Here is a 20736-nt window from a genome sequence, read left to right as displayed (position 1 = left end):
CCATACCGGCACCGCCATACATATGCGGGACGGATACGACAGAAGAGTTCGTAGAAAAAACGCTCGTAAAAAATTCCTCTGCCCGGGTTAGACCGTTTCTGTCATGCTCGGCTTCCATCATGTCCATGCACGCACCAGGCTGTGCTGAAGCTGTTGCGAATGATCGGGCCCGTTGCCATGCCTCCGGCAGCCGGGGGTAAGCTTCACTTTGCGAGCCCGTAGGGTGTGCGAGGGGTAAAGTGAAGAGGTTCGATCGGCAGGGCGGTCAGGCGAAGGTTCCTGCCGCAATGCTGTGGGCAAACCGGACGACCAGTGCGTTCCTGCCATCGCGAAGCGCTTCCAAGGCTGTCTGACCCGCAAGTTCGGGCTGAGATTGCGTCAGGAAGCGGTAAATGGTCCATCCGCTGTCGCCCAGCGTATCGAAAAGTGCGGGCATGACAGGGAAGGGCTGTCCCGTCGCGTCGATCTGCCAGGCCGGATAGCGCGATCCCCGTGGTGACGGATCTGGCAGAACGAGGACAGCATGGGTCTGTTTCAGATCACGCAGGTCTGAGACAGTGAGGCCGAGGCGGTGGGCAAAAGCCTCACCCGTCAGCATGTCCGGATCTGACAGAATGGTGGCTCCCAGGTGGCGACCCCGTTCTTTTGCCCGGGCGAAAGCGTCACTTTGTGTTCGTGGCCTGTCTGTCATGAATGCTGTCTTTTTATCTTTCCGGGAGAGAGGAGAGCGATCCCATCATGGGGCAGGCGGAAGGGCCACTGTATCACCTGTCCGGATTGTAGGCATGTGGTGCGGAGGGGCCCGAAATTAGGGGACATCTTTGTTGAAATGGGATATACATGATGCATATCCATGGGGAGTAATATTTGATGCTGACCCGTACGACACTCTTTCTATCCAACCGCTCGCAGGCAGTGCGTCTGCCGAAGATGGTCGCCTTCGGGGAGCAGGTGCGTGACGTCGTCATTGTGTCCGAAGGTTCACGACGGATCATCGCCCCCGCTGACGCAGCGTGGGATGATTTCTTTGCGGCTCCCGGGGTGGATCTGGGAGAGCGGAACCAGCCGGTCATGCAGGGACGTGAGGCGCTCTGAATGCTGCGTTACCTGCTGGATACGAACCTCTGTATCCGGGTATTGCGAGATCGGCCGCAGGGGTTGCGTCCGAGGTTCAACAGCTGTGCGGAGGAACTCTGCATCTCGGACGTGGTTCTGTATGAACTGCTTTATGGCGCGGAACGCTCGTCTGATCCCGTGCGCACAAGACGTGAGGTCGAGCACTTTGCGGCAAGGCTGGCGATCCTGCCATTCGACAGTGAAGCGGCCGCCCATACGGCAGACATTCGGGCCGAACTTGAACGGAATGGCCGTATCAAAGGTCCATATGACCTCATGATTGCCGGGCATGCCCGGAGCAGAGGGCTGATTGTGGTGACCGGCAATCTACGAGAATTTCAGCGGGTAGAGGGTCTTCGAACCGAGGACTGGCTGACTGACACGGTCTGATCGAAAGAGGTCACAGCGAGATAGAATATTGATAAAAACGATTGTTTATCAATCGACTATGTCATGCGGCGAGCCTCTCTACGAACCCGCTGACAAGCAGCAGTTTTCTTTGGTTGCAGGCCCCCGCAACCACTTACAGTTTCTGAAACCCCGCTAAGTCAACGGCTTAGCGGGGTTTTGCTTGTCTGGAAAAGGCCGTAGGATGGCGAAATAACAAGCTCAAAATTTGGTATGGCTCTGTACAGACAGGTTGACGTCAGCATCGGCTTTTAGCGTCAGGGACAGAATGATTTTTCTCTGTCTTGATGGGGTGTGGATATGCTGATTGGGTCGATTGCGGCGGGGGGCACGGCATCCGGGGGGCAGGTTGTTGGCACTGAACTGGAACAGGCTGGTGCGGACAGTACCAAGACGGGGAAGAAAGCCGACAAGAACGCTGCCTATAATGAAAATCTGGAACAGGGAATGGATACGCTTCAGCAGAGCGATCCTGCCTTGTTTTCAAAGATCATGACAGCCGGAGAGTCCGGAAACGGCAACAGTCTCGTCGAGGATGAGCTTCAAGCTTACAAAGATGGCGATCTGACCAAGAGTCAGGCGATTGCGGCGATTTCCGGTGCGCAGTCACTGGCAAACAATAATGGCGGCGGACGGATCAGCAAGAAAGAGCGAACCGAGGCGAAAGAGGTTCTGGGAGGAAGTTATATCAAGGGCGGCCAGACCCGTGCCGGTCATGCGATCCTCAAATTCCTCGAAGATACGTCCCCGATTGCGCAGATCGTGAAGGGTATCAAATCCAAGACGTCTGACGGTCCGGGTAAGGAAACGATCCTTCAGGCAGGAAGTGGTGCTTTGTCGACCGCGACACAGCAGGCCATGTCTGATCTGGAGCAGACAGATCCTTCTCTGGCCCAGCAGTTTTCGAACGATGCCAGCAAGAAGAATGGCAATGCCATGGCGCAGGATCTGGAAGTTGCTGGTGAGGAGGCGGCCAGTTATGGCGGGGCATTCTCCGATGCGGATGCTGCGGCACTGGGAAGCCAGATCGGACAGATGGGGGCAGGCAAGGTCTCGAAGAAGGACGCTGCGGAGTTCGAGGCAGAATTCGGTGAAGGCACGATTGATCGTGGCAGCACGAAGGCCGCCAAAGGATGGGACAAGTTTGAGACGGGAATGGGTAACTTCCTGTCTTCTATGGTCTCTCCGCTGACGGATGGTGTCGGCATGATCGACCAGTTTGCCAAGGGAAACAAAAGTCAGGGTCTGAAAGATCTTGGCGGAATGTTCGAAGGCGTTGCCAGCGATGCGGCGTTGCTCTTTGTCCCCGAAATCGCGCCCGAAGTGGATGGCGCGGAAGCAGCGGCCCGCACGGCCGAAGGCGTTACGCAGAGTGCGGAGAAGGGAGCATCTTCGATTGGCGACATTCTCAAAAGTGCTGCTGGAAAAGTCGGCAACGGACTTATGACTGGTCTGGATACAGCCGATTATGGCTATAATCTTTACAGCATGGGCCAGGGCGACCCAATTGTGCAGCAGCACAAAAATACAGGCGAAGCCTGAGTAGAGAGACCGTGTTACGCCACTCTGGTTGCGTTCCGGTTTGATGTTCTGAAAGCAGAAGCCATGAACCGGGGCAATATTGCCCCGGTTCATGGCTGTTTCGTCTGATGCCGGATCAGGCGTCTCCGAAGTCCGCCGTGTAATGCTGGCTTGTATCTTGTGCCATAGTCATCGGATTGGAACTGGTCGCGTTACGATCGTCATCCGGATGGATATAGGCGTTCCCGGTGCCCAGCTTTGACTCCATATAGGCTCCGCCGTCTTTCATGCCCTGCGTTGAGCCGTCATACCATCCGGTTACGGTCGCACGCCCACCTGCGTCCTTCGTGATGGCATCGGAAGGGGCACTGTTAGCAATGCTCTGGCTATCGCCTGCGGTTTTGCCGTTGCCGTCAGAAACCTTGATGGAGGCGTTTCGTCCGTCGATATAGCTGACATCGTCGTTATTGACGCCCTTGGCATCCGCATAGAATTCGAGGCGGCTGGCGGTGGACTGGAAATTGCCGGACGAGTCTGCTTCGGCGTCATAGCCGCCTTGGCCATTCTCGTATTTCAGCGTGCCGGTCTGGCCGGGTTTGAGGTCGATCTCGGCTGTGGGCTGGGTCGTGGAGCCGCCATTGAGAAACTGACCGATCTTTTCGTCGTGATTGCTGGTATTTGTGATGGTGGTCGTGTTGGGGCCGTCTCCTGCACTGGTGCTGGACGTGCCAGACGTTGCGGCAGCGGAGCTGGACGCGTCACTCGAAGCCGGGGTTGTGGGCGACGTAGATCCTGCGGCCGGTGTTGCGGAGGCGGAAGATCCAGCCGCCGGAGAGGCAACCGGAGAAATGGCCGGGCTTGCCGTATCGGAGCCGGGGCTTGTTGAGTCTTCCTTGTTTCCCTGCTTCAGCAGGGCCATGAGTTCCTGAAAGACCTCTGCAAGTTTGGCTTCTTCCTGCGTGTTCTGGGTCCCGCTGCTCTGGCCTGCGCCAGTCGCGCTTCCAGTCCCGGAAGAGAGGCTTCCGGATTGCATTGCGGCCATCAGTTCCTGGATCAGGCTCTGGGTGTCGGGCGTGATTGAAGTGCTCATGTCGTCCTCATCGTGCGGCTGAAAGCGGGCATGGCAAACGGATTCATGGCCGCGTTTTTCTGCACAGTCTGTTTACGATGCAAAGCTGACGTCAGCCTGATTTGAGCCCTGACGACGTTACGAGGGAAGGTTCTGAAGAATACGCGCAACCGGCTGGAAAAATTCAGGCGTGATTGTTGTTCCGGGTTTGAATTTTTCCGCAAGGTTTCGCGCAAGTTCATAATCCCAGACAACAGGAATATGGCTCTCCTGAGCGATTGTGCGATAGATCTCTGCCTGTTCTCCATGCGCCCGACAGACAATGCGCGGAAGCGGCGTTTGAGGCGGTTGGTAGCGCAGGCCGATAGAGATTGTGTCTCCACAGATCATGACGCTGGCCTGCTTCGGACCAAGCGGCACCGTATTGCGACGGGCCTGACTCTGAAGACGGCGCTGTTGGCGCTTGATGAGCGGATTACCCTGGCTTTCCTTGCGTTCGTTCTTTGCCTCGGTGGGCGTCATCCGCATTTCCTTGAGGAACATCTGCCGCTGGATCAGCAGGTCGATCACGCCGGCAACCATGTAGAAAATACAGGCTGCACCGAAGATCGGCATAAGGAGCGTGAAGAGAATGCGGGGTAGTTCGGTAATCCCGGCCTCGGGTACACGGACGAGGCCGCCAATCGCACCATGAATAATCAGCGCAAGTGTTCCACCGAAAAACAGAACTTTGACCAGTGACATGCCCAGATCCACGAAAGTCCGGGCCTTGAAGAGGTTTGCGAACCCCGAAACCGGATTAATTTTCTCGAATTTCGGCATCACAGGGTCGAGTGCGAAGACAAATCCGCCATTGGTCAGCAGCCGCACGAGAATGCCCGTGACGACGGCCAGAGCGAGAGGGGTCAGGGCATCTTCGAGGCAGATGGTCCTGAGGGCCTGACCCACGCTTGCGATCCCGGATCTGAAATCCATCGTGAGAGCATTCCCGACCGCATCCATCATCGCTTGCAGATGGATGGCAATCGCGTTTCGCCGCAGCAGAAGCCAGCCGATCAGGATGATGGTCACCACTCCGGACTGAAGATCCGGAGCCTTGGCGATATGGCCTTTGCGACGTTCATCCGCGAGCTTCTTGGTAGAGGCCGGGAGCGATTTTTCCTCGCTGCTGCTACCGCTCATGGCTTCAGCAGTTGGTGCATAGTGCCAAGAACATCCCGCGAGGCGACAAGATCATGCCTCATGTATGACACGAGCCACGCGCAGTAGCCGAACATCATCAGGATGAAGACCAGATTGCGCAGGTTCGGGGCGAGATCATAGAGATGCAGTTTCGGGATGGCGCGCATCAGGAGAATAACGCTCGCCTCACACAGCAGCATCGCCAGCATGACGGGAGCGCCGATTGAAAGGCTCACGGTTTCCAGCCGGTCAAGCAGACCCAGCAGGAGCAGGCCGAACCCCGGCTGCGGCGCTAGCGCCAGAGCGAGCGGAGGCCAGAGCGTTTCGGACGACAACAGCGTAGCGGCCAGAAGATTGAGCCCCCCTGACAGGACAAACAGCGTCGTGACGGCAAGGGCAAAAAACCCGGCGGTTGTGGACTCCTGATTGCCACTTCCCGGATCTTCAGCCTGACCCTGCGTTGCGCTACGCTGGGTGTCGAGCAGTTCGCCCGCGCACTGCACGCCCCAGATCGGCAGACCGATGAGCAAACCGATGATGACGCCGATCACCATTTCCTTGGCCCCGAGCATACCGAGCGCCATCAGGGAGCGGGGATTGGTGAGCAGTCCGGCATGGATCATGGGGGTTGCGGGAATAGCGAGCGCGAAGGCAATAGCCCCCGTGATGGGGCCGCCAAGCTGCATGCGTGTAAAGACCGGCAACACGATGGCCGCCCCCGCCGGGCGGCTCATCGCCAGCGCGATGGCGCTCAACCAGGGCATCATCTGTTGCAGAACAACAAGGGCGTCAGTGGCAGGCACGGCTCAGAAGCGCGTCATGGCCGGAAAATCGGTCAGGACGTGTTCGGTAAAGGCCAGCAGAGGCGGGAAGAGCGTCGAGGCCATAAGCACCAGCGTCGCGCAGACTGCGACGACCTTGAAGGTCAGCGGCATTGTCTGGTCCTGAAGCTGCGTTACGGCCTGCAGAAGCCCGATCAGAAGCCCGACCACCAGCGCAATGGCCAGCGGTGGCCCCGCGATCGAGGCGAACAGGAAAAGCGCGGAAGAGAGTTCCTGTGTGAGGGCCGCATCATCCACAGGCGGTGTTCTCCCGCAGATGTGCGCGCCGCGAGGGCCTACGCATAGCTCATTACCAGCCCGTGCAGCAGGCGTGTCCAGCCGCTGGCCAGAACGAACAGCAGCAACTTGAGCGGAACCGAAATCGTGTTGGGCTGCACCTGGGACAGGCCCATCGCGATCAGGATCGTGGTGACGACGAGGTCAATGGTGATGAACGGCAGATAGATCAGGAAGCCAATTTCGAACGCGCGTTTGAGTTCTCCCGTCAGGAAGGACGGGAGAAGGATCGGGAGAGATTCCGGCGTCAGGCTGTCGCGCATGTCCTCGGGCCACAGGCGCTGGGTGGCGTTCATGAAGAAATTGCGTTCGGGTGCCTGTGTGAAGCGGAGCAGATGCTGGGCGACGGGCGCCTGCACGCGTTCATAGGCATCCACATAATCCGTCAACGTCTCGTATTTCTGGTCGCTCTCCATGGCCGCCTTGTAGATGTCGTGGCCGAGAGGCGCGGAAATGAAGAGCGTGAGGATCAGCGAGATCGCATAGAGCACGATATTCGGCGGCGACTGCTGGATGCCGAGCGCGGTGCGCAGCAGGAACAGGACGACCGAGATTTTCACGAACGACGTGGTGGTGATGACCGCGAGGATCAGGACGCCGAACCCAAGGGTCAGGACGAGGGCCGTGACGAGATTGGTGGAGCCGATCATGCGGTGATGATCCGCGTCACCCGGATGGCGACGGAGGACCCGAGGTCCACGAGTTCGCCTTCGCCAATGCGGCGGCCATTGGCCATGATCGACACGGAACGTTCCGTGAGCGCGCCGATATCAATCACATGTCCTTCTCCGATCGTCCTCAGTTCGGCCAACGAGACCGGCATCCGCGCCAGTTCGAAGGTCAGGGAGATCTGAAGCTGCTCGATTGCAGACGCTTCGACTGTTGTGGGCTGGTGCGGTTCGCTCACGGAGGACGGGGGTGTTTCAGTCATGCTGTTCCAATCTGCTGGCCAAATCCGGGCGAGAGGCACAAACCCGCCCTCAAAGACAATCCTGCTACCGTCAGGCCGAACCGCTGCGCCCAGCACGTCGCCCGCAACAATCACATGCCGGACCTGTGCCGCCGTTCCGAGAACCAGTCCGAAACCGGGGCCGAGCGTCATGAGTTCTGCGGGCGAGACCAGAACGCTGCCGATCCTCAGAGACAACATCACCGGCGGATCGGGAAACCGGCGCACAAGCGACGGTGCAAGACGGTGCAGTTCAGGCATTAATGCCGGAGGAAGACGAATCAGTCCGTAAAAGCTGTCCGCTGTGTCAAAACGGGCCTCAAATCCGATTTCGACCAGAGGGGTAGCGTGAGATATGGATTCCCGCGCGGGTTCGATCCGCGCAAACCGGATCGGCGCGTTTATCGCAGCTTCCAGCACCATCAGGCCCTGATCTAGCAACATCTCAAGCAGCAGCAGGGCTGCCGGCGCTTCCATCGGGGCGCGAGGCTTCGGCTCCGCCAGCGAAACCAGCCTCTGAAGGATCTCGTGAGGGAAAAGGCACTCTCCTTCCACGTCGCCGATCCGAAAGCAGACCGTACTCCAGCGCGCTGGTAAGGGGATCGGCGGCATAAAGCGCACCGAAAGCCGCTCTTCGCCCAACAGTAGGACAAAGTCATGCCGTCCGAGCAGACCTGCCGCCGAAGCGTCATAGCCCAGCGGCCTCGGTGTAAGGCGATGTATCGCGCGCGGTAGAGACAGCGTCATGGAGCGTTGAACCGCGACATTGTGCTGCGTTGGCGGATGAGGCGTCCGCTGCTCTGGCGCATCATGGCAAGTTCCGCGATGTCCTGCTCCTCGCGCTGTTCCTGCGCCGTGCGGCGTTCTGTCAGAACGCGCTCCAGCAGGTCGCGTGCCTGTTTTTCGCGCTGTTCGTACTGCATCAGGAGGCGCCGTGTGGCGGCGGCGAGCTGCCGGGCTTTTTCGACGTCCCGTTCCGCTTGGGCGATCCCATCTTTCAGGCGTTTTTCGTGACGGGCGAGCTCTTCGATATGCTCATGATCCCGACGCAGCAGCACGGCGCTGACCGGCGCATTTTGTGCGCGTGCGGCGATCTCCGTCTGAACCCGAAGCTGATGTGTTTGATGGTCGGACAGGGTCTGTCTGGCGTGGTTGAGGCGCACCAGACGTTGATCGGCCTGCGACGTTGCCGCCGACAGAAGCTGACGCGCCTCTGCGGCACGGCGCTGGCGCAGCGTCACAAGCTGTCCCGCTGCCTGCGGGTTCAGGCGCAAAGACGGTTCAGCCATTCCAGCATCTCCGCAAAGGATGTCCGCTCGTCGTTGCCCTGACGCAGGAAACCCCGCAGCGCGCCGATTTTGGCAATAGCCTCGTCCGCCAGCGCGTCGCCGCCGGGCTTGTATTCGCCGACCTGCAACAGAAATTCGATCTCCTGATATTTCGCCCACAGGCTCCGGATTTTCGTGGCCGCAGCCTGATGCCGAGGATCGGTTACGAGAGACATCACGCGCGACCGGCTGGTCAGGACGTCAATGGCCGGATAATGCCCCGCCGCCGCCAGTGCGCGCGACAGAATGACATGGCCGTCCAGAATGCCGCGTGTTTCTTCGGCAATCGGATCATCCATCCCGTCCTCGACCAGCACGGTATAAAATGCCGTGATCGACCCCCTCACGCCCATGCCCGCGCGCTCCATGAGCTGGGGCAGGGCCGCGAAAACCGAAGGGGGAAAACCGCGCCGTGTGGGTGGCTCCCCGGCAGCCAGCCCGATCTCGCGCAGGGCCCGGGCATAACGGGTAACATTGTCCACGAACAGCAGAACCTTCAGCCCCTGATCGCGGAAATATTCCGCGACAGTCGTGGCGGCCTGAGCACAGACGACGCGTTCGGCGGCGGGCCGGTCGGAGGTGGCGACGATCAGGACAGCATTTTTCAGTCCGTCCGCCCCCAGATTATGCTCGACGAACTCGCGCACTTCGCGGCCGCGTTCGCCCACCAGCGCCACGACTGCGACATCGGCGGAGCTGCCTTTGACAATGGCGGACATCAACGTGGATTTACCCGCCCCGGCCTCGCCATACACCCCGAGCCGCTGCCCTTCGCCACAGGTCAGCAAGCCGTCCAAAGCCCGCAGCCCGACGGGTAGCGGCCGGTCGATTGGTTGACGCTCCATCGCGGGAGGTGGTGCGGCCTGAACGGAACGTGATGGTCCGGCTGGCAGTGGTCCCAGACCATCAATCGGCGTGCCGAGCGCATCGAGAACCCGGCCCAGCAGCCGTTCGCCGACCGGGAAGCTGCGTCGCCCTCCGGTCGTGACGACTTCCGTGTCCACTGAGACGCCTTCGAGACCGCCCATCGGCGTCATGAGGACTTCGTTGCCGTCCAGCCCCACCACTTCGGCATCCAGGGACCAGTCCCGGTCGCGGTTCTGCAACCGGCACAGATCGCCCACGGCCACATTCGGCAGAATGGCGCGGATAATGGTTCCGGTGGCGCTCACGACGCGCCCCTGCATCGGATGTGTGTCGATCCCCGCCGCCCGTGAGCGGAGCATGGGCAGGAGGGTTTTCATCCGCGCGATAACATGATCGGCTGTCTGTGACGGATCGTGGCTCACCTGCATCCGGGGCAGAGAATCAGCCTTCCGGTCCTGCGTCACGGGCGCGCCAGAAAGACGGGGCGTGTCTTTCAGTTCCGGGTTTTCAGAAGCCGGATCGCGCTTGATGAGAGACGCTTCGGACTGATCGGCCCGGGCGTCCTGTGTTTCGGGATCGGGACGGGAAACAGCCTGTTCCGCGTTTTCAGGGGGCGGGTCCTGCTCCGGCAGCGTTCTATCCGTCTGCTGAAACATGTGCAGGCGGACGAAGTCCGCTTCCAGCGCACTGGCGAGAGACACAGCCGGGCGCGCGGCATCCATGATCCCGTCCATGGAAACCGTGTCGCCCGGAGCCTGAGAAGGCGGCGTGAGTGGGATGTCAGTCATGCTGCATCCATTGTGCGCTGAGATGTTCCCGCAGCACGGCAAGCTGGGCGTCGACGCCCAGTTCCGCCACGCCCAGTTCGCTCTCCAGCACACACCGTCCGGGCGACAGCATCGGGTCGATCTCAAGACGCAGGCCGGGATTATGGACCGTCAGGTCTTCCACGACCGGGCGCAGGATGTCAGCACAGTCGGACGCCACCCGTAGCGTGGCGAGCGTACCATGCCTGATTTTCCCTAGTGTATGCCTGATGGCGGCCGGAAGAGCGCTCCCGATATCAAGCCGCCCGAACAGATCCGTCACGACGTCCGTCACAATGGCCGGAAGGCTCGTTTCCAGATCCCGAAGCACTTTTGCGACCGCTTCGTCCGTCACGAGAAGACGACGCGCCATTTCTGCTGAGGCTTTGTCATGGCCGGTCTGATAGCCACGTCGACATTCCGCATTATAGGCGTTCCGTGTGGCGGACAGCAGCATCGTGGCGTTGCGGACGGCGGTGTCATAGGCCAGGGACGCGTCGCACCAGGCGCTCATGTCTTCAGGGCGCAAGACCGTCGTGGAAGGCCGCATTCGCGAAAACATCCGTTCAGACATGCGCGGCAATCCCTTCCGCGACTTTCAGGATAATCGGATCGTACGCGCTGGAGGCTGCGGGCAGAAGGGTCCTTGCGGGCAGTTTCAGTGTGGCGAGACGCCCGTAATCTCCGGCCAGACTGTCGCGCCAACGGATCAGACAGGACCAGCCGCAGTCGGTGACGGCTCTTGCGAGGCCGGGAAGATCCCTGTCGGGTTCGGTTGGTGCGCCTGCGGACGGGATTGACAGACCGGCCTGCGCCCAGTGAGCCCCGTTGCGGATACCAAACAGCCTGACGCCTTCGTCCAATGCGGTATCAAGGACCGTAATTGCCTGACGGTCCACCTGTTTGGCCAGACTGCGCCAGTGGACGACAGCGCCCATACGACGTCCTGCGCTCTGAAGACGATCCTCTGGCTGAAGCGCCAGTGCTTCCAGCGGACCTTGTGGAGCGTGGGCCGGTGGAAGCCCCTCACAACCCAGCAATTCAATCAGACGGTCTGACAGTCTCGAACAGGTCTGGAGTTTCTGGACCGTATCGCGGTGCAGCATCGGCAGGCGCAGTTGCAGATGGGACGGGTGGATACTCGCCAGCATCTGACTATAGTCTGACCCTAAAGATGTGCTCATGCTGTGGGCTACGGTCACGCAGCCTCACGCGGCACGATGGCCAGTTCCGTCGTGGTCGCCACCGGTTTCCTGCGAAAGCGCCGCCACAGGAGACTGGCGCCATATCCGGCAGGGAAGGCAAAAGCGAAAAACCATCCGGTCCAGCCGAGCGGACTCATCCATTCCGTCTGAACCGGCGGAAGATGGGGAACCGCGACCGGCAGAAGAATGACGGACACCCGGTCATAGGCCAGATCCTGAACGGCATTGGCAACCATCAGCTTGATCTTGGGGAGCAGTCCCGACACAGCCGTTCCGGAATCGTACCGGATGACGACCGATGCCGTGGCCGGTTTGTCCACACCCGTCACCGGATCGCTCGCGGCAGGCGCGATATGAACACGCGCATCAATCACGCCATCAATGTCATTGAGCGTGTGCCCAAGCTCCTGACTGATGCCGTAATACAGTTTGGCGCGCTCGGCCGTGGGAGTGCTGATCATGCCCTGCTGCTGGAAGATCTTGTCCATGCTGTCATATCCGTTGCGGGGATAATGACTGCTGCGCAGGATGGAGACGGCATCCGCCACATGCCGTTCCGACACTTCCACAGTGGAACTGCCGTCCTTGGCGATCAGACGGGTGGCTGAAATCCCGTGCTGCAGAAGGATGGCGATCATCTCCATCGCATCACGTTCCGAAAGCTCAGTGTAGAGCACCGTCTGACACGCAGTGAGGGAGAGGAGAAGGAGCAGGGCGGGAAAGGTGAGAAACAGACGTCGGATACGGAACATGGTCTCAGCCTCCCTGTGTGAGGAGGCTCTTCAGCGTGGAGGTCATGTTCTGTGACGACACGGTGATGATATGGGTTTCGAATTCGGAGTTGGTGAATGCCATCTGTCGCGTCAGGGCCTCGTTGTACATCGCAATCCCCTCCTGCTCGACTTTCTCGAACAGACTGTTCAGAGGGGCGGTTTTTGCGTCTGTCTTGCCTGTGGAAACAGCACTGGAAGCGCCTGAAAGTCCCGCTGTTCCGACGCTGCCCTGTGGGAGAGCCAGGTGTTCCGTTCCCGTCGTCGGAATAACAGTCGGCGCCAGCGTATTAAGCGTGGAAAAAGCGCTGCTGATCCGCCCCAGTCCGGACAGGATCTGGTCCCCCAGTGTGTCTGTCGTGGAGAGGGACTGCGTTTCGTATGTCTGGCGGGCAGGTGTACTTTGCAGGAAGGCAATCTGATCGTCGCCGGGCGCAGGCACCCTTGCGGCCATGCCGTTCGTCTGGTCGGTGAGGGAGCGCTGGGCCAGCGCTGTCGCATCCAATCCCGTAATGCCTGTCATACCTGCGACCCCGAACAATTTCCTGCAACAGGCCCGGACCTATCGGGATCAAGCCTAGGGACGAAAGCTGATCTGAACCTGACCTTCAAACGAGTTGTCCGAAAGTGCCTTCAGGCGTTCGGCAAGAATTGTCGGGCCTCTGCGCGCGGTCTATAGAAGAACAGATGAAGCAGAACTCCAATTGCAGTTCAGAAAAGACGGCGACGCTGCACCAGCGATTTCTCTCCGGCGTTCTGCGGGCCTCTGTGGTGTTGAGCTCTGTGGTGCTGGCACTGCCGCATAGCGTCCGGGCCGAGCCGCTCCCGCTACCCGATCAGGGACGCTATACGGTCATCCATCAGACTTTGCCCGACGTCCTGACCCAGTTCTGTGAAGACGTGAATCTGCGTGTCGTCGTGGACCCATCCATTCAGGGGAATGTGCGCTCCGGTTTCACCGCCGAGACGCCGCTAGCATTCCTGAATGCGCTGTCTACCGAATACAGGCTGGACTGGTATTATGACGGCAATACGCTGCACGTCACGCCATCATCCGCGACGACGACACAGTCTTTTCCGCTGGGTGGTGTGTCTTATGCGGCGTTGATGCGGGCTGTAGACGCGAAGAAAATGCTCGAGCCCCATTATTCGGTCCACACCGATGATCGCGGGCGTTCCGTCAGCGTCTTCGGACCGCCCGATCTGCGCGATCGCATCAGCCAGACGATCCAGTCCCTCAGCGGGCCAAGTGCAGGCCATCGGACTGTCAGAATTTTCCGGGGAAGTGCCGTTCAGGAAGTCTCGAAATAGATCGGGACGTTTTTTGACGAACGGATATAAAAACTCTTCCCGGTCAGAAATTATGACCGGGAAGAGAAGTGCGCGCAGGTTTCAGGACGTCTGCTGCGAGGGAATGGGGGCCAGATCCGGCAGCTGTCCGGTCGTGCCGGAAGCATCGGTGCCCGAAGCGTCGCCGCTCGTTGCCGTGTCCTTTGCGCTGGAACTGCTGGAAGAGTCCTTGTTCTTGGCTTCCTGAGCCTGGCCGAAAGAAATCAGGCTGGCAATCTGTGCGGTAGAGCCCAGCGTGACGGTGAGAGGCTTCAGGATCTTGTCAAATTTATCACCGAAATCTTTTGCCTGGTCGCTTTTGGACTTGGCAGGCTTTGCTTTCGGTTCTGCGGTGACAGTCTCGGTTTCAGTATGAGGGGTGTGCGTAGTCGGCGCATGTTCAGACGCTATCGACGCGGGATGCATTCCCGAATCCTGCGAATAAACGGAGCTGGTGGGTCTCGGCGCCGTGTTGTGAAGGGTCTCGTTGAAACCCGTAATTTCGCTCTGCGGGGTGGAGGTGCTGCCGCCCACGTGGGTTACAGGCGTATGCGGCTCAATTTCGCTGGATCCGATTCTACCGGGCATCTCTGGCTCTCTCTATAAATCAATGTTGCGTTCATCACCGAAATGCTGAAAGACCGGGACAGAGGGGCAAATCGGCGTGCTTTCATTCTGTAAGAGAGCAGTCTGTCTTTATCCTGATCTGGTTTTGACATTTACAAAGCGCTGTTCCGGTTTCACGGAACCATAATAATCTGATGAAAATCAGGCTTTTGGGCCCTGTCAAAAAAATTCCATATTTCAGAAGGCCGCCTGAAATCGTCAGCATCGGATAAGATTGATAGGTTGCGCCCCTCAGATCTGTTCTGCGCTTCGTTACGAAAGTTTTTCCATGCGGGTTTCTTTTCCGTCACGTGCTGTGTTCCTTGCTTTCACGCTGACGGTGCCTCTTGCCGGCTGTGTCTCAAACGCTTCACATAACGCACAGGATGTCGCGCGGGAGCGGCAGGCGGCGCGAAACCCCGAGACCATGATGAAAGTCGGCGACAGTGCGCGCGCACGCGGAGACTGGACCACCGCCGCCGCTTTTTATGGCCGAGCCGTTGCACTGCGCCCCGGACAGCCGGATTATGTCGGGCCTTATGTCGAAGCGCTCATGCATCAGGGGCGGACGAACGAGGCGATCGAAGCCATTCATGGTGCAGAGGCCAACGCAACGTCTGCCGAGCGTGTACGTCTTGCACTGCTGCTTGCCCAGTTGCTCAATACCGCACAGCGGTCACAGGAAGCGATCGGGGTTCTCCTCCCCGTGATCCAGCAGAACCCCAATTCCGCTCCTTTGCGTGTGGCGCTGGGAATTTCCTATGAAATTTCCGGAGATGCACAGGGCGCGCGCCAGAGTTATCGTGATGCGCTGCGGATCGACCCGAACAATATCGCTGCCGCCAATGATCTTGCCCTTTCGGAAGCCCTTGGAGGGCAGCCTCACCAGGCGCTGACCGAGCTTCTGGCCCTGCGGACGCAGGCCGTGGAGCGCGGGGCTTCAGCGGCGTCGCTCTCCACGATCGATGGAAATCTGGCGATTGTTTACGCTCTTGAGGGCAAATTATCGGACGCGCGGCAATCCGCACGCTCAGCGGCCCTCAGCAGCGAACAGATCCAGCAGAATATGCGGTTCTATACGCTCCTGCACGCCGCTCAGGGCGTGGATGCCGCCACGTCCGCTGCGGGAGACTGAGACGCATCAGTCTGCGTCGTGGTGTTTGTGGATGTTGCCGGGGTGTCGCTTCCAGTCGTCGCAGACGAACTGGCTCCCCCCGTGCTTCCACCACCGACGGCGGACGGGAAATTCGACGTCGCAGGCGTTCTGTTCTGCGAAGTGCGATCCATCCCCGATTCCCACAATTCCACAACGCGCCCAAACCGCGCGCCATTCGCCGGTTGCAGATGGGCGGGCTCCAGCAGATCTCCCGGATTGGCGATTTCCGCGGCGAGTGCTGCCGCCTGAAGACACTGTCCAAGGGGATAAAGGCTGTCGGATGTGTCTCCCGTCCAGGTCGGTCGGATGGCCTGACGACAATCGGGTTGGGCTACGACATACGCCCTGAGGACGAGTGTGTCGGACGCATCGTGGACCACGCGGATCCGCGCCGGTTCCACACCGGCACGGACGAGCGCATGCGTCACGAGAGCAGTAATCTGCGGATTTGCACCGTTGATCGTGGCGTGAACAGCGCGCGGATCGCCCAGTTTGCTCAGCGCGGCATCGAGCGCACTGTCTGCGTTGGCGGCGTCAAGAAGAATGCGATGCTGGTTGACGTCCAGAAGAAGCGGAGGAGGCGAGCCGGACGAACGGGTGCCGCTGAAGGTGCATCCGGCCAGTGACAGTGCGAGAAGGGCGGACAGCGCGTATCTCATTCGTAAAGAAACCCGGCCGCACCCTGAAGATGGGGCATACGTGTGGGATCGGGCGCATCCGTCGCGGCGGCCGCCGAGCGTCGGAGCAGCAGCGCCTCGATGGCGGATGTCGGACGGATGTAATCGGTTGGCAGCGCCGGAACACGATCGGACGGGTGAACGATATAGGCCGTGACGACAATCAGCAGCTCGCTCTCGTTACGCTGGAACGACGTGGAGCGAAACAGCGATCCAAGTACCGGAATATCCGCCAGCCCCGGTACCTTGGAGATAGTATTGCTGGCGTCGTTTGAAATCAGGCCACCAATCGCAAAGCTCTGACCCGAAGCAAGCTGGATGGTCGTATCAGCCCGGTTGGTTCGGATGGCGGGAACAACGCTGCTGCCGGAAATGGAATACGCCCCTTCCGACGCTTCGGTAGAAACGGAGCTGACTTCCGGTGCGACATGCATGCTGATGGTCCCGTCAGACAGGACCGTTGGCGTAAAATCGACGCTGACACCATAATTTTTGTAGGTGATCCCGACAGTACCCAGACCCTGCGGGATCGGAACCGGGAACTGCCCGCCGGACAGGAACTTGGCTGTCTCGCCGGACATGGTGGTGAGGTTGGGCTCCGCCAGCATGGTCGCAAGCCCCTCCGTCGCCATGGCGTCCAGTGTGCCCGTCACGGAAGACCCTCCGCTCGTATAGCTTCCCGAAAGCGTATTGGTTGCGCTCGACAGGGCCTTGATGGCGCTGGGGACGCCACTCAGTCCGCCCGTTGCGGCACCGATGGCGAAAGAGCCCACACCATTGAAAACCGTTGTCCAGTTAAAGCCTAGATCCTGCGAAAGCTGCCGTTGCACTTCCGCGACGCGCACCACAAGATTGACCTGAACCGGCTCGCCGATGGTCAGACGGTTGATCAGTTTCGAGGCGTTTCCGCCGTATTGCCGGGCCAGAGCCTCAAGATGCGCGGCGGCTTTGGCATCTGGAACCGAGCCGGACAGGACGACGCCTTCAGGCGACATTTGCACCTGAATATTCCGGCCCCCTTCCTTGGCGATCATGGTACGCATCGCGTCCATGTTGAACGTGACCGTCACGTCGCCGGAAATCATTTTCTGGCCGCTCTGGTCCAGCACGATAAGTGTCGTATGGCCGGGCTTTTTGCCGAAGATGAACAGGCCGTCATTATCGGTGTACTGCACGTCCATAACCGTCGGATCGGCAATCATGACATTGCCAGCCGCTCGGGGAAGTTGGATCAGCTGCGCTCCTCCGACAGACAGCGTCATGGACCCACCATGCCGGGCGGGCTGCACCTGTGCGACTGCGTCTTGCGGGATGACTCCGACGCATACGGCGCCCATGAGCAGAAAAGATCCCTGCAATGCGCCAGTGCGGGCGGTCTGCCAGAAGCGTGTGCGGTGTGTTGAACGGCCTGAAATCATACTGAAAAACTGTCCATCATGCCGTAAGTCCCATGTCCTTATCGAGCCGTGCCGCAAGACGATAACCCACGCCGCGCACGGATTCGATCGTCACGAGAGAGCGTGCCTTTGCGAGTTGCCGTCTGATCCGACTGACACGGACTTCAAGGGAGTTCGGGCAGTATTCGGCCTGCGCGCCATAGACGTCATGCTCAAGTCCGGCGCGGGGCACGACGTGACCACGACGGCGCATCAGTGATTCCAGAATGAGCGTCTCTCGGCGCTGGAGCGTGAGTTCAAGATTGCCGACCCGCACTTCACGTGTGGCGGTGCAGAGGGTGAGGTCACTGAACTGATGCTGTTCGGCCGAACGGATGCGGGGACGACGCATGATGGTGCGAACACGCGCAACCAGTTCGCGCGGGCTCACGTCACGCGTCACGCTGTCATCCGCGCCCGCTTCAAGAGCTGCAATCCGCTCGTCCTGACAATTGGCGATGAGCACGAGGAATTCGTCGCCGTCGTGTCGCCGGCAGCGACAGCGCGCCTGCCACCAGACGCTGTAGACGCCATCGCCACTTGTGGAATCCAGCAGGACAAGACTGTAATTCGATGCCGTCAGGGCCTCGTTGGCGTCGTCGAGCGTCGTGAAAACATCCGCGCCGAAACCGGCGCTTTGAAGGTTTTTGGCAAGGCCGTCGGCATACCCGCTATCGGGGGACATGATCATCAGTCTCATGTGCGTTTCTCCTGCAAAATCCGTTGATCTGTCATTGCTGTCTGGCAATGGCTGCATCGGCCCCGAACACGTCCGTTCCGATGGATGCGATGGGATGGACCGGGAATTCGTCGGCAAGGTCCTGATACGAGAGAACGGGATTGTCGAAGCCGTTCCGGATCAGGAATCCCCTGACGAAGCGTCGCGTGTCGACCGAACACACGATGATGGGTTTGGTGGTTTCCGCTTCCGCGCCGGATTTTCCGGGCGCGTTGGCTAGACGCTCGCGGACAGCCTCCAGAAGTTTTTGGGACGCATCCACTTCCAGCGCCAGAAACGAGCCGGCTGGTGTTTCGCGAACGGACTGTCGCAGAAGCTGGTCCGTTGCCTGCGATAGAACGATCGCGGGGATCGCCCTGTGGTTCGTCGCATAACGGTGGCAGATCTGACGGGACAGGGCATTGCGGACATGTTCGGCCAGCATCGGGACCTTGTTTTCGGTCTCGCCCCACTCCACGAGCGTTTCCAGAATGAGGCGCATATTACGCAGCGACACGTCCTCTTCCACGAGACGCCTGAGAACTTCGGCGAGACGCTGGACGGGCACCAGTTTCGTGGCCTCGCGCGTCAGATCGGCATATTGTGCCTCCACGCGTTGGACGATCTGCCGCGTTTCCTGAAGCCCGAGGAAACGCCCGGCATGACGACGCAACGCAGCACGGAAGCGGAAAGCAATGATCCCGGCATGATCGTGAAACCCGATCCCAGCCGCCCGGAGCCGTCCCTCGCTGACGGAGGGAACCCAGAGGGACGGATCATTGGTCAGCAGAGCAACGCCTTCCTCGCCATCTATTCCGGCAAGGTCCAGATGAACCGGATCGTCATGCAGCAGAAGGAAGTCCTTGCGGAGTTCATGCTCCTCGATGGGAACGTCTTCCAGATCGATCGAAAATCGCAAATCCCCGCTGTCGTCGCGTTGCCGGAGCGTGGGCGGGGGAAACTGGAAGCCCAGATCGTTGCCGATTTCCATGCTGACGCGCGCCAGAAGACGGGTCAGACGTCCCTGATCCAGAGTGGCGTTCAGCTTCTGGCTGAGAGTAATCGCCATCAGGGGGGTGAAGTGTTCCTGAAGTGTCGTGCTGGTCTGCCCCGCCGGTGAGGCGGCGGAGAAGACATCGTCCTGCGCGCCGGGATGCGTTTCGACGGAGCGTCGGAACACGCGGTTCGTCAGGCCCTTCCAATCCGGGCGGCTGCCGCAGAAGAAAATTGCCGCCAGAATGAGGAAGACGGGTTTGGGAAAGCCGGGAATAAGTCCCATCGCCAGAAGAACGACCGACGCCACGCGCAGGGCGCTGCTGTTGGCCGTAAGCTGGGTCGCCATATCGCGGCCCAGATCCATGCCATGACCGCCCACGCGCGTGACCACGACGGCCGCCGTGATGGACAGCAGAAGGGCCGGAATCTGTGAGATCAGAGCATCGCCAACCGTCAGCAGCGTGTAGGTCTGCATGGCCTGACCGATCGCCATGCCATGCTGCGCCACACCAATGCCGATCCCCCCGACCAGATTGACCACGATGATGATCAGCCCGGCGATCGCATCGCCCTTCACGAATTTCAGGGCGCCATCCATGGCACCGTGCAAGGCGCTTTCGCTGGCCAGTTCCGTGCGCCGGCGTCGGGCCTCGATCGCGTCGATATCGCCCGAGCGCAGATCGCTGTCGATGCTCATCTGCTTGCCGGGCATGGCATCGAGCGTAAAACGTGCGCCCACTTCGGCAACACGTTCGGTGCCTTTTGTGACGACAATGAACTGGACGGTGGTGACGATGGCGAAAACGACGAGACCGACGACGATGTTTCCGCCAATGACGAATTCGCCGAACGTTTCAACAATCGCCCCGGCATCCGCCGTCGTGAGGATCAGCCGCGTGACCGTGACTTCAAGCGCCAGCCGGAACACGGTCGAGACGAGGATCATGCCGGGAAGCGCCGTCAGATCCAGCGGCGACCGCAGATAGACGGCCACCATCAGAAGCAGGACCGACAGGCTGAGATTGCACCCGATCAGCACATCCGCAAAGGCCGCGGGCAGCGGCATGATGAGCATGCCGATCGTCAGGACCAGCACCAGAACGAGGGCCAGATCCTGTCGCTGGCTCATGACCCGGAAAAAGGGCGTGAGATGCTTCATGCCGCAGCGTGCCGCGTATAGTGCGCAAAACAGGTCCGCGCTTCGTCGAGCCGACCAAGCTGATGCAGCGCCCGCGCTCTCAGAAGGGCATTGCCCGCATCGGGAGTAATCTCAAGCCTGTCGAGACAGTCGAGCACGACGAGGGCGAGTTCACTGCGGCGGATGACAGTATAGACATGCGCCAGCATCCGCAGACATTCATGGTCTCCCGTGCGCTGGGCGAGCACCAGCAGCAGCATGGGCAGAGCCCGCCAGGGCCGTCCGCAGCAGATATAGAGATAGGCCAGAGACAGCAGGAGATCGCGTTGATCGCTCTCCAT

The 20736-nt window shown here is 59.9% G+C and carries 24 protein-coding genes; 5 read left to right on the top strand and 19 right to left on the bottom strand.

Features of this window, described 5'->3' with window-relative positions:
- Positions 1–265: 265 nt before the first annotated feature.
- Positions 266–691: a hypothetical protein gene (locus JK176_RS07360; protein WP_211587264.1), complete on the bottom strand. Its 426-nt coding sequence runs from the start codon at positions 689–691 to the stop codon at positions 266–268.
- A 179-nt stretch (positions 692–870) separates the two neighbouring features.
- Between JK176_RS07360 and vapB the strand changes: the two genes are divergently transcribed.
- From vapB to JK176_RS07345, 3 genes are all read left to right on the top strand, one after another.
- Positions 871–1095: a type II toxin-antitoxin system VapB family antitoxin gene (gene vapB / locus JK176_RS07355; protein ID WP_283091964.1), complete on the top strand. Its 225-nt coding sequence runs from the start codon at positions 871–873 to the stop codon at positions 1093–1095.
- Positions 1096–1506 carry a tRNA(fMet)-specific endonuclease VapC gene (gene vapC, locus JK176_RS07350; protein WP_211587263.1) on the top strand — a complete coding sequence of 137 codons (411 nt, stop codon included), beginning with the start codon at positions 1096–1098 and terminating at the stop codon, positions 1504–1506.
- Between the two features lie 312 nt (positions 1507–1818).
- Positions 1819–3066, top strand: a complete 1248-nt coding sequence (locus JK176_RS07345; RefSeq protein ID WP_211587262.1) for a hypothetical protein — start codon at positions 1819–1821, stop codon at positions 3064–3066.
- 115 nt (positions 3067–3181) lie between these two features.
- On the opposite strand, the gene JK176_RS07340 is transcribed toward JK176_RS07345, so the two are convergent.
- From JK176_RS07340 to JK176_RS07285, 12 genes are all read right to left on the bottom strand, one after another.
- Complete coding sequence (locus tag JK176_RS07340; RefSeq protein WP_211587261.1) at positions 3182–4135, bottom strand: hypothetical protein; 954 nt, start codon at positions 4133–4135, stop codon at positions 3182–3184.
- 117 nt (positions 4136–4252) lie between these two features.
- Positions 4253–5296, bottom strand: coding sequence for an EscU/YscU/HrcU family type III secretion system export apparatus switch protein (locus tag JK176_RS07335; protein WP_211587260.1), 1044 nt, complete (start codon positions 5294–5296; stop codon positions 4253–4255).
- Positions 5293–6099 (bottom strand): type III secretion system export apparatus subunit SctT, encoded by an 807-nt coding sequence (sctT, locus tag JK176_RS07330; RefSeq protein WP_194268253.1) that lies wholly within the window; start codon positions 6097–6099, stop codon positions 5293–5295. The genes JK176_RS07335 and sctT overlap by 4 nt, the downstream gene beginning before the upstream one ends.
- Positions 6100–6102: 3 nt before the next feature.
- The gene (locus JK176_RS15110) at positions 6103–6375 is read right to left on the bottom strand and encodes an EscS/YscS/HrcS family type III secretion system export apparatus protein (RefSeq protein WP_062029805.1); all 273 of its coding nucleotides are present in this window, start codon (positions 6373–6375) and stop codon (positions 6103–6105) included.
- Positions 6376–6413: 38 nt separating this feature from the next.
- Entirely contained in the window at positions 6414–7064 is a 651-nt protein-coding gene (gene sctR / locus JK176_RS07320) for a type III secretion system export apparatus subunit SctR (RefSeq protein ID WP_062029803.1), read from the bottom strand.
- Positions 7061–8110 carry a FliM/FliN family flagellar motor switch protein gene (locus tag JK176_RS07315; RefSeq protein ID WP_211587259.1) on the bottom strand — a complete coding sequence of 350 codons (1050 nt, stop codon included), beginning with the start codon at positions 8108–8110 and terminating at the stop codon, positions 7061–7063. The genes sctR and JK176_RS07315 overlap by 4 nt, the downstream gene beginning before the upstream one ends.
- A complete protein-coding gene (locus JK176_RS07310) occupies positions 8107–8652 on the bottom strand; it encodes a hypothetical protein (protein WP_211587258.1) in 546 nt (181 codons plus the stop codon). The genes JK176_RS07315 and JK176_RS07310 overlap by 4 nt, the downstream gene beginning before the upstream one ends.
- Positions 8628–10346, bottom strand: coding sequence for a FliI/YscN family ATPase (locus JK176_RS07305; protein ID WP_249194316.1), 1719 nt, complete (start codon positions 10344–10346; stop codon positions 8628–8630). The genes JK176_RS07310 and JK176_RS07305 overlap by 25 nt, the downstream gene beginning before the upstream one ends.
- The gene (locus tag JK176_RS07300; protein WP_211587257.1) at positions 10339–10914 is read right to left on the bottom strand and encodes a hypothetical protein; all 576 of its coding nucleotides are present in this window, start codon (positions 10912–10914) and stop codon (positions 10339–10341) included. The genes JK176_RS07305 and JK176_RS07300 overlap by 8 nt, the downstream gene beginning before the upstream one ends.
- Before the next feature lie 16 nt (positions 10915–10930).
- On the bottom strand, positions 10931–11548 hold the full coding sequence (locus JK176_RS07295; RefSeq protein WP_211587256.1) for a hypothetical protein: 618 nt from the start codon (positions 11546–11548) through the stop codon (positions 10931–10933).
- A 14-nt stretch (positions 11549–11562) separates the two neighbouring features.
- The gene (sctJ, locus tag JK176_RS07290; protein WP_211587255.1) at positions 11563–12321 is read right to left on the bottom strand and encodes a type III secretion system inner membrane ring lipoprotein SctJ; all 759 of its coding nucleotides are present in this window, start codon (positions 12319–12321) and stop codon (positions 11563–11565) included.
- Between the two features lie 4 nt (positions 12322–12325).
- The gene (locus JK176_RS07285; RefSeq protein ID WP_211587254.1) at positions 12326–12862 is read right to left on the bottom strand and encodes a hypothetical protein; all 537 of its coding nucleotides are present in this window, start codon (positions 12860–12862) and stop codon (positions 12326–12328) included.
- 164 nt (positions 12863–13026) lie between these two features.
- Between JK176_RS07285 and JK176_RS07280 the strand changes: the two genes are divergently transcribed.
- On the top strand, positions 13027–13650 hold the full coding sequence (locus JK176_RS07280) for a hypothetical protein (RefSeq protein WP_211587253.1): 624 nt from the start codon (positions 13027–13029) through the stop codon (positions 13648–13650).
- A gap of 81 nt (positions 13651–13731) precedes the next feature.
- Here the strand turns inward: JK176_RS07280 and JK176_RS07275 are convergent, their stop codons facing one another.
- Positions 13732–14256, bottom strand: coding sequence for a hypothetical protein (locus JK176_RS07275; RefSeq protein ID WP_211587252.1), 525 nt, complete (start codon positions 14254–14256; stop codon positions 13732–13734).
- Between the two features lie 307 nt (positions 14257–14563).
- On the opposite strand from JK176_RS07275, the gene JK176_RS07270 reads away from it, so the two are divergent.
- Positions 14564–15409: a lipopolysaccharide assembly protein LapB gene (locus JK176_RS07270; RefSeq protein WP_211587251.1), complete on the top strand. Its 846-nt coding sequence runs from the start codon at positions 14564–14566 to the stop codon at positions 15407–15409.
- Here the strand turns inward: JK176_RS07270 and JK176_RS07265 are convergent.
- From JK176_RS07265 to JK176_RS07245, 5 genes are read right to left on the bottom strand one after another with little or no spacing between them, the layout of a single operon-like run.
- A complete protein-coding gene (locus JK176_RS07265) occupies positions 15370–16089 on the bottom strand; it encodes a hypothetical protein (RefSeq protein WP_211587250.1) in 720 nt (239 codons plus the stop codon). The genes JK176_RS07270 and JK176_RS07265 overlap by 40 nt on opposite strands.
- Positions 16086–17525: a type II and III secretion system protein family protein gene (locus JK176_RS07260; protein ID WP_211587249.1), complete on the bottom strand. Its 1440-nt coding sequence runs from the start codon at positions 17523–17525 to the stop codon at positions 16086–16088. The genes JK176_RS07265 and JK176_RS07260 overlap by 4 nt, the downstream gene beginning before the upstream one ends.
- 16 nt (positions 17526–17541) lie before the next feature.
- Complete coding sequence (locus tag JK176_RS07255; RefSeq protein ID WP_211587248.1) at positions 17542–18243, bottom strand: response regulator transcription factor; 702 nt, start codon at positions 18241–18243, stop codon at positions 17542–17544.
- A 31-nt stretch (positions 18244–18274) separates the two neighbouring features.
- On the bottom strand, positions 18275–20416 hold the full coding sequence (gene sctV, locus JK176_RS07250; RefSeq protein ID WP_211587247.1) for a type III secretion system export apparatus subunit SctV: 2142 nt from the start codon (positions 20414–20416) through the stop codon (positions 18275–18277).
- A complete protein-coding gene (locus JK176_RS07245; protein ID WP_211587246.1) occupies positions 20413–20736 on the bottom strand; it encodes a hypothetical protein in 324 nt (107 codons plus the stop codon). Before JK176_RS07245 ends, sctV begins: the two co-directional genes overlap by 4 nt.

The sequence above is a fragment of the Gluconobacter sp. Dm-73 genome (genome assembly GCF_018256215.1).
Taxonomy (GTDB): domain Bacteria; phylum Pseudomonadota; class Alphaproteobacteria; order Acetobacterales; family Acetobacteraceae; genus Gluconobacter; species Gluconobacter cadivus.
Note: the sequence above shows the minus strand (reverse complement) of the source record. Positions and strands in the feature narration are given on the sequence as shown.

Bases quoted from the DNA above. Each gene is read 5' to 3' on its own strand.
- JK176_RS07335 (WP_211587260.1), bottom strand. From the start codon at position 5,296: ATGAGCGGTAGCAGCAGCGAGGAAAAATCGCTCCCGGCCTCTACCAAG.
- JK176_RS07265 (WP_211587250.1), bottom strand. From the start codon at position 16,089: ATGAGATACGCGCTGTCCGCCCTTCTCGCACTGTCACTGGCCGGATGC.
- JK176_RS07270 (WP_211587251.1), top strand. From the start codon at position 14,564: ATGCGGGTTTCTTTTCCGTCACGTGCTGTGTTCCTTGCTTTCACGCTG.
- JK176_RS07315 (WP_211587259.1), bottom strand. From the start codon at position 8,110: ATGACGCTGTCTCTACCGCGCGCGATACATCGCCTTACACCGAGGCCG.
- sctV (WP_211587247.1), bottom strand. From the start codon at position 20,416: ATGAAGCATCTCACGCCCTTTTTCCGGGTCATGAGCCAGCGACAGGAT.
- JK176_RS07310 (WP_211587258.1), bottom strand. From the start codon at position 8,652: ATGGCTGAACCGTCTTTGCGCCTGAACCCGCAGGCAGCGGGACAGCTT.
- JK176_RS07300 (WP_211587257.1), bottom strand. From the start codon at position 10,914: ATGCGGCCTTCCACGACGGTCTTGCGCCCTGAAGACATGAGCGCCTGG.
- JK176_RS07280 (WP_211587253.1), top strand. From the start codon at position 13,027: ATGAAGCAGAACTCCAATTGCAGTTCAGAAAAGACGGCGACGCTGCAC.
- JK176_RS07305 (WP_249194316.1), bottom strand. From the start codon at position 10,346: ATGACTGACATCCCACTCACGCCGCCTTCTCAGGCTCCGGGCGACACG.
- JK176_RS07295 (WP_211587256.1), bottom strand. From the start codon at position 11,548: ATGAGCACATCTTTAGGGTCAGACTATAGTCAGATGCTGGCGAGTATC.
- JK176_RS07340 (WP_211587261.1), bottom strand. From the start codon at position 4,135: ATGAGCACTTCAATCACGCCCGACACCCAGAGCCTGATCCAGGAACTG.
- JK176_RS07245 (WP_211587246.1), bottom strand. From the start codon at position 20,736: ATGGAGAGCGATCAACGCGATCTCCTGCTGTCTCTGGCCTATCTCTAT.
- vapB (WP_283091964.1), top strand. From the start codon at position 871: ATGCTGACCCGTACGACACTCTTTCTATCCAACCGCTCGCAGGCAGTG.
- JK176_RS07260 (WP_211587249.1), bottom strand. From the start codon at position 17,525: ATGATTTCAGGCCGTTCAACACACCGCACACGCTTCTGGCAGACCGCC.
- JK176_RS07285 (WP_211587254.1), bottom strand. From the start codon at position 12,862: ATGACAGGCATTACGGGATTGGATGCGACAGCGCTGGCCCAGCGCTCC.
- sctR (WP_062029803.1), bottom strand. From the start codon at position 7,064: ATGATCGGCTCCACCAATCTCGTCACGGCCCTCGTCCTGACCCTTGGG.
- sctJ (WP_211587255.1), bottom strand. From the start codon at position 12,321: ATGTTCCGTATCCGACGTCTGTTTCTCACCTTTCCCGCCCTGCTCCTT.
- JK176_RS07275 (WP_211587252.1), bottom strand. From the start codon at position 14,256: ATGCCCGGTAGAATCGGATCCAGCGAAATTGAGCCGCATACGCCTGTA.
- JK176_RS07360 (WP_211587264.1), bottom strand. From the start codon at position 691: ATGACAGACAGGCCACGAACACAAAGTGACGCTTTCGCCCGGGCAAAA.
- JK176_RS07255 (WP_211587248.1), bottom strand. From the start codon at position 18,243: ATGAGACTGATGATCATGTCCCCCGATAGCGGGTATGCCGACGGCCTT.
- vapC (WP_211587263.1), top strand. From the start codon at position 1,096: ATGCTGCGTTACCTGCTGGATACGAACCTCTGTATCCGGGTATTGCGA.